We start from the raw sequence: 17377 nt of genomic DNA, 5'->3' as shown, positions 1-17377 counted from the left end.
CAGGTGGTGCTGCCGTACACTAGCCCGGACGAACAGACGGAGGAGTACGTGCCAGAAGGTGTGACCGCGGGGATCACGCTCCTCGCCAATCGCTACGAGATCGGTGACGTCATCGGTCGGGGCGGCATGGCGACCGTGCACCTCGGCAACGACACCCGCCTCGGCCGCAAGGTCGCGGTGAAGCTCCTCAAGCCGAGCCTCGCCAACGACCCGGCCTTCCGCACGCGGTTCCGGCAGGAAGCCCAGGCTGCTGCACGCATGGCGCACCCCACCGTCGTCCGCGTGTACGACGCCGGCGAAGAGACGGTTTCCGAGCCGTCGGGCGCCGAGGTGCAGGTCCCCTTCATCGTCATGGAGTACGTCGAGGGCCGTCCGCTCTCCGACATCATCGCCGAGGGCGCCGTCGCCCCGGACGAAGCCGTGCGCATCACCGAGGGCATCCTCACCGCGCTCGAGTACTCGCACCGTGCCGGCGTGGTCCACCGTGACATCAAGCCCGCCAACGTCATGGTCACCCACACCGGCCAGGTCAAGGTCATGGACTTCGGCATCGCCCGGGCCATCACCGACACCTCGGCGACGGTCGCGCAGACCACGTCGATCCTCGGCACCGCCTCGTACTTCTCACCGGAGCAGGCCCGCGGCGAGACCGTCGACGCCCGCACCGACCTCTACTCGACCGGCGTCGTGCTCTTCGAGCTCCTCACCGGTCGCGCACCGTTCCTCGGGGACACCCCGGTGGCGGTCGCCTACCAGCACGTCAGCGAGCAGCCGGTCGCACCGTCGACGATCTCGCCCGACGTGTCCCCGGCCCTCGACGCCGTGACCCTCCACGCCCTGGTCAAGGACCGCACGCGCCGGTTCCAGAACGCGGCCGAGTTCCGCTCGGACCTGCAGCAGGCCGCAGCCGGCCGGGTGCCCGCGTCGACGAAGAAGCAGCAGCAGAACGCGGCGAACGACGCCTCGACCGTGCTCTTCGGCGTCGACCCCCGCACGACGACGAACGCCGCATCGGCGTTCCGCGAACTCGACGACGACACCGCCGAGCACCGACCGCAGCGCACGCAGAACCGTCCTCCGGTCGCGTGGATCTGGGTCGGCATCCTGCTCACCGTCGCGGTCATCGTCGCCGTGGTGTTCTTCGTCGCCAACCTGCAGCCGGGCAAGCCGCCGGTGTCGTCCTCGGTCAGCGTGCCCAACGTGGCGGGGTCGACCTACAGCGCCGCGGCCAGTGCCCTCGACAAGAAGGACCTCAAGCCCGTCAGGGTCGAGGAGAACTCCGACAGCGTCGACAAGGGCACGGTCATCCGGACGGACCCGGGCTCCGGCGTGAACGTCGGGCGCAACCAGAACGTCAACGTCGTGGTCTCCCTCGGCCCGGAACGCGTCCCCGTGCCCGAGCTCAACGGGCAGTCGCAAGCGGCAGCGCAACAGTCCCTGGACGACGCCGGATTCCGTCTCGGAGCGATCTCGAGCGACTACTCGGCCGACGTCCCCGAGGGCACCGTGCTGAGCTCCGACCCCGAGTCGGGTTCCCTGCACACCAAGGGCATCGTGATCAACCTCACGATCTCCAACGGGAAGGTGCAGCTGCCCGACGTCACGCAGCAGCAGTACTCGGCGGCGAAGGCCACCGTCGAGCAGCTCGGGCTCACCGTGAACCCGGCGCCGTCCTACTCGTGCACCGGCGGACTCGTGACCCAGCAGGACACCCCTGCCGGAGACGTCGCCCAGGGCAGTGCCGTCACGCTCACCTACTGCGCGCGAGCTGCGGCGCCACCGAAGGCACCGTCGTCGAACAACGACAACAACGACAGCGGCGGGAACAGCGGGAACGACGATCGCGGTGACGACCAGGGTGACGACGGCCGCTGAGCCGACCGTCTCCTGATGGGACCGTCCTGACGGACGGGTGACGGGCCTCCAGTCCGTCCTCCGTACCCACAGGCACGTCTGCTCGCCGCCTCCGCTCCTGACGGCCTGGAGGCACGGCGCACGCCCGCAACCGACCGCACGTCACGCAGACCGTCCGGTCCAGTGCCCGCGAGACGCCGTCGTGTCAGTAAGACGCCCCCGAACGCACGAGACGCCGCCGGATCCGGCGGCGTCTCGATGACACGACGGCGTCTGCCGCCGCGGGCGTTCGTCAGGCGCGGTGCGTCGCGATGAGCGGCCCGAGGTCGGCGGCGCGTTCGGCGGCTCCCGACAGCCCGGTGGTCTCGAGCCAGTTGCCGACCATGCGGTACCCGCCCTCGGTCAGGACCGACTCGGGGTGGAACTGCACGCCGAACACGGGGTGCGCGCGGTGCTGGACGCCCATGATGACCCCGCCCTCGGTCCGCGCGGTCACGGTGAGCTCATCGGGGACGGTGCCGTCGACGATCGCGAGCGAGTGGTACCGCGTGGCCGTGAAGGGGTGCGGGACGCCGGCGAAGAGCGCGCTGTCGTCGTGGTCGACCTCGGAGGTCTTGCCGTGCATGAGCTCCTCGGCGTGCGTGACCGTGGCGCCGAGTGCCTCCGCGATGGCCTGGTGTCCGAGGCAGACACCGAGCAGCGGGGTCTCGGCGGCGATGGCCGCGTGCACCGTGGGGATCGAGACGCCGGCAGCCGCCGGTGTTCCCGGACCGGGCGACAGGAGCACGCCGTCGTACTCCGCGATGCGGTCGGCGATCTCGGACTCGGGGAAGGCATCGTTGCGCACGACGTCGGTCTCAGCGCCGAGCTGCTGCACGTACCCGTTGAGCGTGTAGACGAAGCTGTCGTAGTTGTCGACGACGAGGATCCTGGTCATGGCGGTTCACCGTACTCGTGGGGGATGTGTGCGGCGGTCCGCGGGCCGATCCACACACGTGGTCACGGTAGGATACCGGCCATGGCCAAGGACAAGGACCGCACCAAGCCCGCCCGGACGACCCGAGCTGACTCGGTCGACACCGCGGGGGACGCCCCGAACCCGGTGTGGTTCAAGCCGGTCATGTTCGGCTTCATGCTCATCGGTCTGGTGTGGGTGATCGTCTTCTACATCTCGAACGCCACGCTGCCGGTTCCGAGCCTCGGCTCGTGGAACATCGTCGTCGGCTTCGGCATCATGTTCGTCGGCTTCCTCATGACCACCCGGTGGCGCTGACCCCCAGCCCACTGTTCTGCCGACGCCCGTCGCACCGCAAGGTGCGGCGGGCGTCGTCGTTCTCCACAAGCTCGGGCGTTCCGGGAACGCACATCCTCGAGGATCCCGGCGTTCTCCACACTTTTCCCCACTCTCCACACCGTCATCCACACCCCGACCCCGGAGTTATCCACAACCGATTCCACAGTGGGGATAATCACACTGGTGTAACTCACCGACTTCTCCACACCTGTGGATAACTTGCAGTAGCGCTGTGGACAGCTGTGGACGAGCAGGACGCAGACAGCCCTGGGAACGACGAACGCCCCGCCGCAATGCGACGGGGCGTTCGGGGAGCGTTGTGGCGGTGTCAGCCGATCGTGACCGCGTACCCGACAGCGGTGAGCGCGATGCCGAGCACCGCCGCGCCGATGATCAGCGCGATCTGCCGCGGACGCTTTCGGATGTTGCGCGTCTGTGCGAAGACGAAGCCCATCAGGAAGCCGCCGATGATCCCGCCGACGTGCGCCTGCCACGAGATGTTGACGCCGGGCAGGAACCCGATGACCAGGTTCAGTCCCATGAGCACGAGGAGCTGCACGGCGTTGTTCCCCAGGCTGCGCTGCAGCACGAAGAACGCGGCGAACAGCCCGAAGATCGCACCCGAAGCACCCAGCACGGTCGTCCCCGGCGCCAGGAAGGTGACGAGCATGGACCCGAAGATCCCCGTGATGAAGTACAGCGCCACGAACCGCCAGGTACCGAGCATGTTCTCGAGCATGCGACCGAAGATCCAGAGCGCCCACATGTTGAACAGGATGTGGAAGATGCCCGAGTGCACGAACAGCGAGGTCACCACACGCCAGGGCTGCGTCGGCAGCAGGAACGAGTTGTAGGCGAGCAAGCTCGTGAAGAACCGCCCGCTGACCTGGTCGAGCAACCAGATCGCCACCGTGATCGCCACGATGACGGTCGTGCCCTTCTGGTCGAGCATGGCGAAACGCCGCCGAGCGACCGTCAACCCGCTGGGGGCTCCGGACGCTCGGCGGTTCGCTGCGAACTGTGCGCGCTGTTCACGCACGCACTCCGGGCAGTGCACCCCGACCGCCGCCGGCGTCTGGCACTCCGGGCAGATCGTCCGCCCACAGCGCTGGCAGAGCACGAAGCTCTGCCGGTCCGGATGCCGGTAGCAGGTGTTGTTCGGGTTGTACGCCTGGTCGGTCACGTGCGGGTCAGACGCCTTCGACGTCGATGCTCTGGATGACGACGTCCTCGACGGGCTTGTCACGACCGTCGGTCGGGACGCCCTCGATCGCGTCGACGACCGCGCGGGACTCATCGTCGGCGACCTCGCCGAAGATGGTGTGCTTGCCCTGCAGCCACGGCGTCGCCACCGTGGTGATGAAGAACTGCGAGCCGTTGGTGCCGCGGCCGCCTTGGATGCCGGCGTTCGCCATGGCGAAGATGTAGGGGTTCTGGAACGTGAGCTCCGGGGAGATCTCGTCGTCGAAGCGGTACCCGGGGCCACCGATGCCCTGGCCGAGCGGGTCGCCGCCCTGGATCATGAAGTCCTTGATGATGCGGTGGAAGATCACGCCGTCGTAGAGCTTGTCGGTCGAGACCTTGCCCGTGCCGGGGTGGGTCCACTCCTGCTGGCCCGTGGCGAGGTCGACGAAGTTCTTGACGGTCTTCGGTGCGTGGTTGCCGAACAGGTTGACGCGGATGTCGCCCTTGTTGGTGTGGATCGTTGCGACAGCGGTGTGCAGAGACATGTTCCGATTCTCGCATGTACTCCTGACCGCGGACGGATTGCACAGCTGCGGTTCCGTGACCTGTCAGGCAGTGTGGTGGCAGGATGGGGTCACGCCGATCCGATGGAGGTACCAGATGACGACGATCGAGATCCCGCGAAAGCGTCGGAAGCAGATCAAGAAGCTCAAGGGCCAGACCGCCTCGCTCCTCGGCGAGCAGCGCAAGGTCCTCGAGCACGCGAACGCGATCCTGGCTGAGGCCCGGTCGAACGCCGCGGACGCAGCTCGCAAGGACATCGCACCCCGCGTGCAGAACGCGATCGACAACGGGATCCGTCCCGCGTTCGCGACCGGCGTGCACGCTGCCACCTCGGCAGCGCAGAGCGCTTCGCACAAGTTCCAGTCCGAGGTGGTCCCCGGACTCGTCTCGACCGCTGGCTCGGTGCTGAGCGTGACCGACCTCGCGAAGGACCCCCGGGTCAAGAAGATCGTGAAGAACGCCCAGAAGAAGGGCAAGAAGGCCAAGAAGGCCGCTGCGAAGTACGTCCCGTCGCAGCAGAAGAAGGGTCTCGGCTTCGGCGGAGTCGCACTCATCATCGTCGGCGTCGTCGCCGTCGCCGGTGCTGCGTACGCCGCGTACCAGACGCTCCGCGCCGACGACGACCTGTGGGTCGCCGACGACGCTGACACGGCGGAGAAGCCCGCCGCCTGACCTCCCGGTTCGTACGAAGGGCCCCGGCTGCTGCCGGGGCCCTTCGTCGTTCTCCGGTCACGGGCTGAACCCGCGCACGCGTGCCGTGAACGCACCCACCCACCGACCTGGAGGCCCGCGCCGGCCTGGCCCCGCGCCTCCCGTCCGCCATGCGCTCACGCGACGCGCCCCGGGGACGCCGCCGAAAGGTCGCAACCTGTCGTCCGGAGGACACGCAGACGACAGTTCCAGCCACCTCGGCGAACCACACGCGGCATGTCGTGACCACTCGACAAGATGCCGGCCGCAGGCAGATTGGCGGACCGAGCCGCCCGCGACGATCGCGTCGCAGGGGCGGCGGCGCGCATGGGCACAGAACGAAGCCCCTGGACAGACGACGGAGTCGGCAACCAGGGGCTGATGCGAGTGGAGCCTGGGAGAATCGAACTCCCGACATCCTGCTTGCAAAGCAGGCGCTCTACCAACTGAGCTAAGGCCCCGAGTGCCACCGAGGTGATCGGCGACGGGATGGAATTGTCGTGCTGTTCCGGAGAACTGGTGGGGCTACAAGGACTTGAACCTTGGACCTCTTCGTTATCAGCGAAGCGCTCTAACCGCCTGAGCTATAGCCCCTCAGACCGGATGAAAGCCTACCGTACGATCCCGCCGGAACGAAATCGAGCAGTGGGCCCATCCGGCCCGGGTGTGTCAGTTGTTCGTGAAGCCCACGAGCAGACCGCCCGTGATCCGAACACTGAGGTTGTAGAGCACGCTCACGATGGCGCCGAGCACGGTGCCGACGACCACGTTGAGGATGCCCACGACGATGGAGAACCCGAGCACCTGGCCCAGCGAGAACTGGTCCATGATCGAGTAACTGTTCTGCCCGGTGACGTCCTTCAACAGGGCGTCGACCTGGGTGAACACACCCGTCTGGTTGAGGATGACCCACACCAGTGCCGTGGCGACCACGATCACGATGCTGCCGGCCAGGGCGATGAGGAAGCTCAGCTTCACCATCGACCAGAAGTCGACGTAGACCAGTCGCAACCGCACCTGGCGGGTGCCGACGGGTCGCTTCGCCTTCTTCTGGAGCTTCTCGGCGACACTACTCATTGCTTGACTGGTCCTCTCCGGCCTCGTCTGCGACGGGCTCGGTGTCGATGGGATCAGTGGAATCCGGGGCCGCTTCGGCTGGGCTGACCGTCTCCACCGGGCCCGCGGGCTCGATCTCGGCGTCGTCCTGGTCGTCCAGGTTCCGCTCGGTGTTCCGGGCCACCGCGATGATCCGGTCGTTCTCCGCGAACCTCGCGAAGACGACGCCCATCGTGTCACGGCCCTTGGCAGGGACCTCGGCCACGGCAGACCTTACCACCTTGCCCGATTGCAGCACGACGAGCACCTCGTCGTCCTCACCGACGATGAGAGCGCCCACAAGATCGCCTCGGTCGAGCGCCAACTTGGCCACCTTGATGCCCAGACCACCACGGCCCTGCACCCGGTACTGGTCGACCGCGGTGCGCTTGGCGTAGCCGCCCTCGGTCATCACCCAGACGAAGCCGTCGTCGGAGACGACCCGGGCCGCGAGCAGCGAGTCGCCGTCGCGGAAGGACATGCCCTTCACACCCGAGGTCGAGCGACCCATCGGACGCAGGGTGTCGTTCGTCGCCGTGAACCGGAGCGACATGCCCTGGCGGGACACCAGGAGCAGGTCGTCGTGCTCGTCGACGAGCAGCGCCTGGCGGAGCTTGTCGCCGTCGCGCAGGTTGATCGCGATGATGCCGCCGGTGCGGTTCGTGTCGTACTCGGTGAGCGCGGTCTTCTTGACCAGACCGTGCTCGGTCGCGAGGACGAGGTACTGCGCCACCTCGTAGTCGCGGATGTCGAGCACCTGCTGGATCTGCTCGTCTGGCTGCATCGCGAGCAGGTTCGCGACGTGCTGGCCCTTCGCGTCGCGGCCGGCCTCCTGCAGCTCGTATGCCTTGGCGCGGTAGACCCGGCCCTGGTCGGTGAGGAACAGGAGCCAGTGGTGCGTCGTCGTGACGAAGAAGTGCTCGACGATGTCGTCGGCGCGGAGCTGGGCCCCGCGGACACCTCGGCCGCCACGGTGCTGCGAACGGTACTGGTCGCTGCGCGTGCGCTTGACGTAGCCACCGCGGGTGATGGTGACGACCATCTCCTCTTCGGGGATCAGGTCTTCCATCGACATGTCGCCGTCGTAGCCGAACATGATCTCGGTACGGCGGTCGTCGCCGAAGCGGTCGACGATCTCGCTCAGCTCGTCGCGGATGATCGAGCGCTGACGGCTCTCCGACCCGAGGATGTCCTGGAAGTCGGCGATCTTGCGCTCGAGCTCTTCGGCTTCGTCGTGGATCTTCTGACGCTCGAGGGCGGCGAGACGACGGAGCTGCAGCTCGAGGATCGCGCGCGCCTGGATCTCGTCGACGGACAGCAGGTCCATCAGGCCGGTGCGGGCCTCTTCGACGTCGGGCGAGCGACGGATGAGCGCGATGACCTCGTCGAGGGCGTCGAGCGCAGCCAGGTAGCCGCGCAGGATGTGGGCGCGCTTCTCGGCCTCGCGCAGCCGGAACTGCGTGCGGCGGACGATGACGTCGACCTGGTGGGCGACCCACGCCGAGATGAAGCCGTCGAGCGGCAGGGTACGGGGCACCCCGTCGACGATCGCGAGCATGTTCGCGCCGAAGTTCTCCTGCAGCTGGGTGTGCTTGTACAGGTTGTTCAGCACGACCTTGGCGACGGCGTCACGCTTCAGCACGATCACCAGGCGCTGCCCGGTACGACCGGAGGTCTCGTCACGGATGTCGGCGACACCGGCGAGCTTGCCGTCCTTCACCAGCTCGGCGATCTTGATCGCCAGGTTGTCGGGGTTGACCTGGTACGGCAGCTCGGTGACGACGAGGCAGGTGCGACCCTGGATCTCCTCCACCGAGACAACGGCACGCATCGTGATCGAGCCACGGCCGGTGCGGTAGGCGTCCTGGATGCCCTTGGTGCCGAGCACCTGCGCACCGGTCGGGAAGTCCGGGCCCTTGATGCGCTGCATGAGCGCGGCGAGCAGCTCTTCGCGGGTCGCATCGGGGTTGTCGAGCGCCCACTTGGCACCCTCGGCGACCTCGCGCAGGTTGTGCGGCGGGATGTTCGTGGCCATGCCGACCGCGATGCCGACCGAGCCGTTGACGAGCAGGTTCGGGAACCGGGCCGGCAGGATCGCCGGCTCCTGGGTGCGGCCGTCGTAGTTGTCCTGGAAGTCGACGGTGTCCTCGTCGATGTCGCGGACCATCTCGAGCGCGAGCGGCGCCATCTTCGTCTCGGTGTACCGCGGGGCGGCGGCGCCGTCGTTGCCCGGCGAACCGAAGTTGCCCTGGCCGAGCGCGAGCGGGTAGCGGAGCGACCACGGCTGCACCAGGCGGACGAGGGCGTCGTAGATCGCCGAGTCACCGTGCGGGTGGAACTGGCCCATGACGTCACCGACGACGCGGGAGCACTTCGAGAACGCACGGTCCGGGCGGTACCCGCCGTCGAACATCGCGTAGATCACACGGCGGTGCACCGGCTTGAGGCCGTCGCGGACCTCCGGCAGTGCACGACCGACGATGACCGACATCGCGTAGTCGAGGTACGAGCGCTGCATCTCGAGCTGCAGGTCGACCTGCGAGATGCGGTCACCGGAGACGACGATGTCCCCGCTGTCGCCGTGGACGATCTCGGGCAGCTCGTCGGCGCCGTTCTCGTTGTCGTCAGCCATGTGGCTTCGTTCCCTTTCTGGACAGCCTGGAGGCTGTGGTTCCGTTGGTCGCGCCGGGCGCGACCACAGGTGGTCAGGACTGGTCGACGCGGCTCACGCCGCGCCTCCTGGCCGTTAGATGTCGAGGAAGCGGACGTCCTTGGCGTTCTGCTGGATGAACTGGCGACGTGCGTCGACGTCTTCACCCATCAGCGTCGAGAAGGTGCTGTCCACCGCAGCCGCGTCCTCCAGCGTGACCTGCAGGAGCGTGCGGGTGTCCGGGTTCATCGTGGTGTCCCACAGCTCCTTGTAGTCCATCTCGCCGAGGCCCTTGTAGCGCTGGATCCCGTTGTCCTTCGGGATGCGCTTGCCGGCTGCGAGGCCGGCCTGCATCAGGGCGTCGCGCTCCCGGTCGCTGAACACGTACTCGTGCGCCGAGTTCGACCACTTCAGGCGGTACAGCGGCGGCTGCGCGAGGTACACGTAGCCGTGCTCGATGAGCGGACGCATGTAGCGGAACAGCAGCGTGAGCAGCAGCGTCGTGATGTGCTGGCCGTCGACGTCGGCATCGGCCATCAGCACGATCTTGTGGTACCGGGCCTTGTCCGGGTCGAAGTCCTCACCGATGCCGGCACCGAACGCCGTGATCATCGACTGGATCTCCTGGTTGGCGAGGGCGCGGTCGAGCCGGGCCTTCTCGACGTTCAGGATCTTGCCGCGCAGGGGCAGGATCGCCTGGGTCATCGGGTTGCGGCCCTGCACGGCGGAACCGCCGGCGGAGTCGCCCTCGACCATGAAGATCTCCGACACGGTCGGGTCCTTCGACTGGCAGTCCTTGAGCTTGCCGGGCATGCCGCCCGACTCGAGCAGCCCCTTGCGGCGGGTGGTCTCGCGCGCCTTGCGGGCAGCGAGCCGCGCCTGCGACGCCTGGATCGCCTTGCGGACGACGTCGCGTGCCTGCGTCGGGTTGCTCTCGAACCAGTGGGTCAGCTCGGTGCCGACGACGCGCTGCACGAACGACTTCGCCTCGGTGTTGCCGAGCTTGGTCTTCGTCTGCCCCTCGAACTGCGGCTCGCCGAGCTTCACGGAGATGACGGCCGTCAGCCCTTCGCGGATGTCGTCACCCGTGAGGTTGTCGTCCTTCTCCTTGATGATCTTCGTGTCGCGCGCGTAGCGGTTGACGAGGGTCGTGAGCGCGGCACGGAAGCCCTCTTCGTGGGTGCCGCCCTCGTGCGTGTTGATCGTGTTCGCGAAGGTGTGGACGCTCTCCTGGTACGAGGTGTTCCACTGCATCGCGACCTCGAGTGCGATCTTGCGCTCCGGGTCCTCGGACTCGAAGCCGATGACGTCCGGGTGGACGAGGTCGGCCTTCTTCTGCGCGTTGATGTACTCGACGTAGTCGGCGAGACCACGCTCGTACATGAACGTGTCGTTGCGGGCCTCTTCCCCTTCTTCCGGGGCGCGCTCGTCGCGGAGGTTGATCCGCAGGCCCTTGTTCAGGAAGGCCATCTGCTGGAACCGCGTGCGCAGGGTCTCGTAGTCGAAGACGACGGACTCGAAGATCTCGGCGTTCGGCCAGAACGTGATCGTCGTGCCGGTCTCGTCGGTCTCTTCGTCCTTGGAGACGGGCGCGACGGGGACACCGTCGGTGTAGCTCTGGCGCCAGACGTGGCCCTGGCGACGGACCTCGACGTCGAGCTCGGAGCTCAGCGCGTTCACGACGGACGAACCGACGCCGTGCAGACCGCCGGAGACGGCGTAGCCGCCACCGCCGAACTTGCCGCCGGCGTGCAGGACGGTGAGGACGACCTGCAGGGTCGAGACCCCCTCGGCCGCGTGGACGTCGACCGGGATGCCACGGCCGTTGTCGACGACGCGGACGCCACCGTCTTCACGGATGCTCACGTCGATGGTGTCGCAGTACCCGGCGAGGGCTTCGTCGACGGAGTTGTCGACGATCTCCTGGACCAGGTGGTGCAGGCCGCGAGGGCCGGTCGAACCGATGTACATACCCGGGCGCTTGCGGACGGCCTCGAGCCCCTCGAGCACCTGAATCTGGTCTGCGCCGTAGGACGGTTCGCTCTGCGGGGTCTCCGCGCCGAGCGGGTTCTGCCGGTCGTCTTCAGATTCTGCTGCCATGTCGAGCGTGCTCCTGCCTGCGCGCGGAACGCCCGCGCACTGCACCTCCCAGTCTACCGCAGAGCCCCCTCTTTCGAGGGCTCATCTGCCCCGCAGACGGGCTTTTCTGGCACTCCAGGATGATTTCGTCGGCTCAACCGTAGGTGTCGCGAGGACCGCGCCCCTGGACCGTCCTGGGGCCGCGTTTCCACGTGGGGGCGTCCGGGCCGGAAACCCTGATCGACTCGACCCCGGCTTCGGGGTGCCGTTCCGCGATGGTCGTCGTGACCGTCGCACGCATCAGTCGGAGCTGGGTCGCCCAGGCCGTCGAGTCGCACCGGATGACGAGTGCGCCGTCCTCGATGGTGACCGGTCGGGAGTGCTTCGCCAGCTCCTCGCCGACGACGCTCGGCCAGTCCACGAAGAGCTCGGAGCGGGCGAGGGGTTCGGTCCAACCGAGTTCCTGGGCGAGCGAACCGACGATGTCCGCGAGGCCCTTCGGCTCGCGGCCGCGCCCGTACGGCACGGTGTCGGCGTCGAACTCGCGGGCACGTCGGCGACGGGCATCGGTGCCGCGCTTGGACGGGTCGCCGAACACCGCGCGCAGGTGGCGGTACACCTGCGAGGGTTCGGTGGGCTTGCGGGGCTTCGGCATCAGACGTCGGCTTCGGTCGGGTCCGTCTTGCTGTCCGCGACGGTCGCGTCGGTCCCGTCCGTCGCGTCGATCGCGTCGGTCCCGTCCGTCGCGTCGATCGCGTCGGTCCCGTCCGTCGCCGGACTGGAGGCCCGGGCCGCGTCCGCCTCGTCGGTCACGATCGTGCCCGCCTCGATCCGCACGGTATGCGCCGCCAGCTTCCCGGGCACGTCACCGAAGACTGCAGCCGTGATGAGGACCTGCTCGTAGTCGGCGACGGCGTTCGCCAGCCGTTCCCGCCGCGATTCGTCGAGTTCGGCGAAGACGTCGTCGAGGATGATGATCGGGTCGCCCAGGTTCGACTCGGTGCGCAGGATCGAGGCGCTCGCGAGCTGGATGGCGAGCGCGAAGGACCAGGATTCGCCGTGACTCGCGTACCCGCGAGCCGGTAACCCGTTGAGCTGGAACAGAACGTCGTCCCGGTGCGGTCCCACGAGGGTGAGCCCGCGGTCGAGTTCGTCACGGCGACGACGCTCGAGGGCGGCCGCGAACGCTTCGGCAGCCGACGCGACCGTGACGGGCTCGTCGGGGGTCCCGAGCACGGGGTCGGTGGCTGCCGCGGACTCGGGGTCGCCACCGCGGATCGACAGGACTCCGGTGATCGAGGCGTCGTGGTGTTCGCCGGCGACGGTCGCGTAGGCCTCGGCCACGAAGGGTGCGAGCCGCCGGGTCAGGTGGTCACGCGCCGCGACGATCTCGGCGCCGAGTCCGACGAGCCGGTCGTCCCAGACGTCGAGCGTCGACAGGGCGTTCGCCTTCGCGCCGGTGGCACGAGCAGACTTCAGCAGGGTGTTCCGCTGCCGGAGCGTGCGGTCGTAGTCGGCGAGCACGCCCTGCATCCGCGGTGCGATCTGGCCGAGCAGCTCGTCGAGCATCCGGCGTCGCCCGGCCGGCTCGCCCCGGACGAGCGCCAGGTCCTCCGGAGCGAAGAGCACGCTCGTGCAGTAGCGCGGCAGCTCACGTGGCTTGATCGCCGACCGGTTCACCTGCGCACGGTTGGCACCGGTGCGGTTGATCTGCACCTCGGCGAGGATGCTGCGGTCCTCGTGCGCGAGACGAGCCCGGACGATCGCGGCGTCACATCCCTGACGGACGAGCGCTGCGTCGGTGGGGACGCGGTGCGAGCCGAGGGTGGAGAGGTACCCGATCGCCTCGACCAGGTTGGTCTTGCCCTGTCCGTTGCGCCCGACGAACAGGTTCGGCCCGCGTGCGAGGTCGACGTCCGCCTCCCGGTAGTTCCGGAAGTCGGTCAGTTGGAGATGGTCGACGTGCACGCGGGCCGAGTCCGGGTTCCCCCGGGAAGTCCTAGGACTTCTTGACGGCGTGACCGCCGAACTGGTTGCGGAGCGCCGCGACGGCCTTCATCGTCGGCGAGGCGCTGCCCTGACGCGAGACGAAGCGCGCGAAGATCGACGCCGAGAGCGCCGGCATCGGCACGGCGAGCTCGATGCCCTCTTCGAGCGTCCAGCGGCCCTCACCCGAGTCCTCGACGTAGCCCTCGAGCTCGTCGAGCTTCGGGTCCTCGTTCAGCGCGAGCACCATCAGGTCGAGCAGCCAGGAACGGACGACCGTTCCGCGCTGCCAGCCGGCGAACACGGCGGGGACGTCGGTGATCAGGTCCTTGGCCTCGAGGAGCTCGTAGCCCTCGCCGTACGCCTGCATGATCGCGTACTCGATGCCGTTGTGGACCATCTTCGCGTAGTGGCCGGCGCCGATCGGGCCAGCGTGCGAGAAGCCTTCTTCGCGGGGACCCTCGGGGCGCAGCGCGTCGAACACGGGCATCGCGAACTCGACGTCGGCGGCGTCACCGCCGACCATCAGGCCGTAGCCGTTGTCCTTGCCCCAGACACCACCGGAGACGCCGGCGTCCATGTAGCGGATGCCGCGCGCAGCGAGCTGCTCGGCGTGCGTGGTGTCGTCCAGCCACTTCGAGTTGCCACCGTCGATGACCAGGTCGCCCTCGCCGAGGACACCGGCCAGGTCGGTGATCACGTCGTCGGTGATCTTGCCGTGCGGGACCATGACCCACACGAGACGCTTGCCCTCCGGGAGGGCAGCGGCGAGGGCGCCGAGGTCGGCGACGTCCGAGACGGCGGGGTTGGCGTCGTACCCGGTGACCTCGATCCCTGCGTTGCGGAGACGGGCACGCATGTTGTTGCCCATGCGACCAAGGCCGACAAGACCGATGTGCATGATTTCCTCTTCTGTTCGTCGTCGCGCTGATGCTGCCGGTGGTGTGCGCCAGCGCAGGTTGCCTGTTGCGCCTATCGCAGCAGCAGGTTCGGCTGCAGCAGGTACCGGTATCCATCGGTCGCTGCGGCCTCTTGCGAAGTCTGGCCGGTGATCAGCACCGGGCCCGGCTTGTTGGGGTTCTCCGTCTTGGTGAAGGAGATGCGGACGAACTCGGAGTGCACCGCGTTCAGCCCGTCCAGGAGGAAGGCGGGCTTCAACGAGACCACCGTTTCCTCGCCGGTCAACAACGCACTGATCGACTCTGACGCCTGCGCTTGTTCGGATCCGATCGCCTCGAGCGTGAGCCCGTCGACCGTGAAGGAGAACCGGAGCGCCGCTTCGCGCTCCAGGACGAGGGAGACCCGTCGGACCGCCTCGACGAGCTCCGCGGTGTTGATCACCGCGTGGTCGTTGACGGTCTCGGGGAAGAGCCGGCGGACCGGCGGGTAGTTGCCCTTGATGAGCAGCGACGTCACGGTCTTGTCGTCGGCGTGGAACGCGATGAGCTCGCGGTCGGAGTTGCCGCTGATCGAGACCGACACCGTGGACGCCGAACCGAACGTGCGGCCGACCTCCTGCAGGGTGCGGGCCGGGACGAGTGCGTGCAGGGGGTCCGAGCCGACTCGGCCGGAGTCCCACGCGATGGTGCGGACGGCGACGCGGTAACGGTCCGTCGCGATGAGGGAGAGGTCGTTGTCGCCGACCTCGAGCTGCACGCCCGTGATGACAGGGGTGACGTCGTCGCGGCTGGCCGCGACGGCGACCTGGGACACCGCTTCGGAGAACGCGTCGCCGGGGATCACACCGGTCTGCGGCCCGATCTCCGGCAGCGTCGGGTACTCCTCCACCGGCATGGACAGCAGCGTGAAGTGCGCGGACCCGCAGGAGACGGAGATCTTGGCGTCCTCGGTGGTGAACGACACGGGGGCGTTCGGCAGCCGGCTCGCGATGTCGTTCAGCAGTCGACCGGAGACCAGGACCGTGCCCGGTTCGTCGATCTGGGCCGAGATCGACGTCTGCGCCGACACCTCGTAGTCGAACGACGAGAGCGTCAGACGATCTCCGTCGGCGTGGATGAGGACGCCCGAGAGGATCGGGAGGGTCGTGCGCTGCGGGAGGAGCTTCACTGCGAAGGAGACGGCTTCGGAGAAGACGTCCCGGTTGACCTCGAACTTCACAGCTGGAACCCCTGTCGATCGGCTTGGACTGTCCGGCCGCCCCATTCTGGCACAGGCGGACGGGGGCCGGATTTCTTGTCATCCCGCCGTCCACAAGGTTGTCCCGCGGAGATTGATCGTTAACCAGGAGTAATGGTGTTAACGCCTGTGCACACTGTGGATAACCCTGTGCATCCCGCTCCGCAGTAGGGAACTACACGCTTGTGACTTGTGAGCGGTGTGTGAGCGTTAACGGGATGAATGAATCTCATCTATCCACTTCCATCCCCAGTCTCCACAGGTGACCCCCCACCTGTGTACAACCGGGCGGCGTGTCCTCCACAGTTATCCACAGGCTATCCACACTGTGAGAAGTCCGGCCCATGGAACCGTCTCAGATGGTGGATGGGGCCGGGAACGGGCCGATCTCAGCGGTAACGGCGGTCCTGCTTGATGCGGCTGGTGAGCTCGGTGACCTGGTTGTAGATCGACCGACGCTCCTTCATCAGCTCGGTGATCTTCTTGTTCGCGTACATCACCGTGGTGTGGTCGCGGTTGCCGAACAGCTGCCCGATCTTGGGCAGGGACAGGCTCGTCAGCTCACGGCACAGGTACATCGCGATCTGTCGTGCCGTGGCGATCGCCTGGGAGCGGGACGACCCGTACAGGTCGTCGACGGAGAGCTTGAAGTACTCCGCGGTGTGGTTGATGATGTCCGTCGGCGCGACGACGTTGTCCTCGTCGAGGGTGATCAGGTCCTTGAGGACCGTCTGCACCAGGGCCATGTCCACGGCCGTCCGGTTCAGGCTCGCGAACGCGGTGACCCGGATCAGGGTGCCCTCGAGCTCGCGGATGTTGCTCGACACCTTCGACGCCATGAACTCGAGGATGTCGTCGGGCACCTGCAGGTGGTCGGACTGTGCCTTCTTGCGGAGGATCGCGATGCGCGTCTCGAGCTCGGGCGCCTGCACGTCGGTGATCAGGCCCCACTCGAAGCGCGATCGCATCCGGTCCTCGAACCCGGTCAGGTGCTTCGGTGCGACGTCGGACGTGATGACGACCTGCTTGTTGTGGTCGTGCAGCGTGTTGAACGTGTGGAAGAAGGCCTCCTGCGTGGAGTCCTTCCCCTGCAGGAACTGGATGTCGTCGATCAGCAGGATGTCGATGTCGCGGTACCGCTGCTGGAACTGGTTCGAGCGGTTGTTCGCGATCGAGTTGATGAAGTCGTTGGTGAACTCCTCGCTCGACACGTACCGGACGCGGATCCCCGGGTAGAGGCTCTCGGCGTAGTGCCCGATGGCGTGGAGCAGGTGGGTCTTGCCCAGCCCGGAGTCCCCGTAGATGAAGAGCGGGTTGTAGGCCTTGGCCGGTGCCTCGGCCACGGCGACCGCTGCCGCGTGTGCGAACCGGTTCGACGAGCCGATGACGAAGTTGTCGAAGTTGTACTTCGGGTTGAGTCGCGACTCGGGCCGACCGCTGGTGCCGGGAGAGTCGATCTGGCTCGGGACGAACGGCGCCTCGATGTACTGGCGCGGCGCGGCACTCTGCTCGACGGCTTCCTGCACGGGCTCGGCGTACTCGGGGACGTTCGGGTCCACCCGCGGCTCCGACGCCATGTCCGGGTTGACGGTGATGGCGAAGTTCGCGACCGAGTCGTCCCCGATGCGCGCCACCGCCTCGGTGATCGGGATGCGGATGCGCTGTTCGAGCATGCCCCGGGTCAGGTCGTTCGGGACCTCGAGGTACAGGGTGCCGGCGAGCACGCCCTTCGGCTCGACCAGGTTCAGGAACCCGTGGAGCTGCGGCGTGATGCGGGGGTCCTCGGCGAGGAGTCCGAGTACGGATGACCAGAGGTCCTCGACGGGGTCGGCCGGCATCGTCAT

General features: G+C 67.5%; 14 protein-coding genes and 2 tRNA genes. 3 read left to right on the top strand and 13 right to left on the bottom strand.

What is annotated here, in order from left to right; translation table 11 throughout:
* The first annotated feature begins 48 nt into the window (after positions 1 to 48).
* Complete coding sequence (pknB, locus tag DEI96_RS00080; protein ID WP_258372711.1) at positions 49 to 1875, top strand: Stk1 family PASTA domain-containing Ser/Thr kinase; 1827 nt, start codon at positions 49 to 51, stop codon at positions 1873 to 1875.
* A gap of 271 nt (positions 1876 to 2146) precedes the next feature.
* Here pknB and DEI96_RS00075 read toward each other — a convergent pair whose 3' ends face one another.
* Positions 2147 to 2791 (bottom strand): anthranilate synthase component II, encoded by a 645-nt coding sequence (locus DEI96_RS00075; RefSeq protein WP_111022494.1) that lies wholly within the window; start codon positions 2789 to 2791, stop codon positions 2147 to 2149.
* An 81-nt stretch (positions 2792 to 2872) separates the two neighbouring features.
* On the opposite strand from DEI96_RS00075, the gene DEI96_RS00070 reads away from it, so the two are divergent.
* On the top strand, positions 2873 to 3127 hold the full coding sequence (locus DEI96_RS00070; protein WP_071404137.1) for a cell division protein CrgA: 255 nt from the start codon (positions 2873 to 2875) through the stop codon (positions 3125 to 3127).
* A 349-nt stretch (positions 3128 to 3476) separates the two neighbouring features.
* On the opposite strand, the gene DEI96_RS00065 is transcribed toward DEI96_RS00070, so the two are convergent.
* A complete protein-coding gene (locus tag DEI96_RS00065) occupies positions 3477 to 4100 on the bottom strand; it encodes a rhomboid family intramembrane serine protease (RefSeq protein ID WP_258372712.1) in 624 nt (207 codons plus the stop codon).
* A gap of 238 nt (positions 4101 to 4338) precedes the next feature.
* Positions 4339 to 4878: a peptidylprolyl isomerase gene (locus tag DEI96_RS00060; protein ID WP_027466924.1), complete on the bottom strand. Its 540-nt coding sequence runs from the start codon at positions 4876 to 4878 to the stop codon at positions 4339 to 4341.
* 115 nt (positions 4879 to 4993) lie between these two features.
* Between DEI96_RS00060 and DEI96_RS00055 the strand changes: the two genes are divergently transcribed.
* Positions 4994 to 5569, top strand: coding sequence for a hypothetical protein (locus DEI96_RS00055; RefSeq protein ID WP_111022496.1), 576 nt, complete (start codon positions 4994 to 4996; stop codon positions 5567 to 5569).
* A 406-nt stretch (positions 5570 to 5975) separates the two neighbouring features.
* Here the strand turns inward: DEI96_RS00055 and DEI96_RS00050 are convergent.
* The 10 genes from DEI96_RS00050 to dnaA form a co-directional block, all read right to left on the bottom strand.
* A tRNA-Ala gene (locus DEI96_RS00050) sits at positions 5976 to 6048 on the bottom strand.
* 56 nt (positions 6049 to 6104) lie between these two features.
* Positions 6105 to 6181: transfer RNA gene (locus tag DEI96_RS00045), tRNA-Ile, on the bottom strand.
* Between the two features lie 75 nt (positions 6182 to 6256).
* Positions 6257 to 6664: a DUF3566 domain-containing protein gene (locus DEI96_RS00040; RefSeq protein WP_027466922.1), complete on the bottom strand. Its 408-nt coding sequence runs from the start codon at positions 6662 to 6664 to the stop codon at positions 6257 to 6259.
* Positions 6657 to 9314, bottom strand: a complete 2658-nt coding sequence (gene gyrA / locus DEI96_RS00035) for a DNA gyrase subunit A (protein ID WP_111022497.1) — start codon at positions 9312 to 9314, stop codon at positions 6657 to 6659. Before gyrA ends, DEI96_RS00040 begins: the two co-directional genes overlap by 8 nt.
* 114 nt (positions 9315 to 9428) lie before the next feature.
* Positions 9429 to 11432, bottom strand: a complete 2004-nt coding sequence (gene gyrB / locus DEI96_RS00030; RefSeq protein ID WP_111022498.1) for a DNA topoisomerase (ATP-hydrolyzing) subunit B — start codon at positions 11430 to 11432, stop codon at positions 9429 to 9431.
* Between the two features lie 133 nt (positions 11433 to 11565).
* Positions 11566 to 12066 carry a DciA family protein gene (locus DEI96_RS00025; RefSeq protein WP_027466919.1) on the bottom strand — a complete coding sequence of 167 codons (501 nt, stop codon included), beginning with the start codon at positions 12064 to 12066 and terminating at the stop codon, positions 11566 to 11568.
* On the bottom strand, positions 12066 to 13379 hold the full coding sequence (gene recF / locus DEI96_RS00020) for a DNA replication/repair protein RecF (RefSeq protein WP_111022499.1): 1314 nt from the start codon (positions 13377 to 13379) through the stop codon (positions 12066 to 12068). The genes DEI96_RS00025 and recF overlap by 1 nt, the downstream gene beginning before the upstream one ends.
* 31 nt (positions 13380 to 13410) lie before the next feature.
* On the bottom strand, positions 13411 to 14298 hold the full coding sequence (gnd, locus tag DEI96_RS00015; protein ID WP_110863683.1) for a phosphogluconate dehydrogenase (NAD(+)-dependent, decarboxylating): 888 nt from the start codon (positions 14296 to 14298) through the stop codon (positions 13411 to 13413).
* A gap of 71 nt (positions 14299 to 14369) precedes the next feature.
* Positions 14370 to 15515 carry a DNA polymerase III subunit beta gene (gene dnaN / locus DEI96_RS00010; protein WP_027466916.1) on the bottom strand — a complete coding sequence of 382 codons (1146 nt, stop codon included), beginning with the start codon at positions 15513 to 15515 and terminating at the stop codon, positions 14370 to 14372.
* A gap of 407 nt (positions 15516 to 15922) precedes the next feature.
* On the bottom strand, positions 15923 to 17377 hold the full coding sequence (dnaA, locus tag DEI96_RS00005; protein WP_027466915.1) for a chromosomal replication initiator protein DnaA: 1455 nt from the start codon (positions 17375 to 17377) through the stop codon (positions 15923 to 15925).

This window comes from Curtobacterium sp. MCLR17_031, assembly GCF_003234775.2.
Lineage (GTDB): Bacteria > Actinomycetota > Actinomycetes > Actinomycetales > Microbacteriaceae > Curtobacterium > Curtobacterium flaccumfaciens.
This window is presented reverse-complemented; position numbering and strand designations above follow the sequence as displayed.